This window comes from Helicobacter sp. T3_23-1059, assembly GCF_053654515.1.
The window spans coordinates 1-733 of sequence record NZ_JBSIUV010000185.1 but is presented as its reverse complement, the minus strand read 5'-3'; the positions used below and the strand labels follow the sequence as shown (position 1 = coordinate 733).

Here is a 733-nt window from a genome sequence, read left to right as displayed (position 1 = left end):
CTGTGTAGATTTTCGTGCTGTGTGGCAAAGAGGCATTTAGTGGATTTGATGAGTTTGAATGAAATAAATTAGAGTGTGGATTGTTTGAGGCATTAGAATCTAATAAAGCAGTATTTGAAGGATTTAGAGAATTATTAGCGTTAAAATGCAGTGTGTTTGATTTGTTAGAATCTCGTTTGCTAAGCGTATTTGGTGTTTGTGCTTTAGAGTGTGATAAAGCAGAATCTAGCTCATTTGCTAATGATAGCGTATTATTGTTGTTTGGATATGGATTTGTTATGCTAAAAGTGGCAAAGCAATCAATTAAAGAGTTGGGGTGGAAGTTTAGATGATTTGGATTTTGGTTTTTTTGATTGCTTGGATAATTTATTTGATTGTTTAAGTGATTGTTATTTGTGTGAGTGTGGTTGATTGAGCGATTATTAGCATAGTGGCTTTGGTTATTGTTGGTGTTAAAGTGATTGTTTGCGCTATGGGCGTTAAACGCGTTGTTACCATTAAATGCACTACTAGCGTTAAATTCACTAAATGGGTGTGAGGATAGATTTTCAATATAGCCCTCACAATGAATTTCAAATAATGATGATAAACTTTCTTTTATGTAGGCTTTGGTGATGTTAAAGGTTATTGCGTTTGGATTAGAGTTTGGATTTGTGTTTTGGTTAGCGTTTGGATTGTGTGGATTATGTTTGTGATGTGAGATTGTGGCGGTTTGTGTGGGGTTAGTATTGGG

General features: G+C 34.8%; 1 pseudogene. It reads right to left on the bottom strand.

What is annotated here, in order from left to right:
- Nucleotides 1-733: pseudogene (locus ACWIX0_RS13960) on the bottom strand (hypothetical protein); the annotation flags it as partial.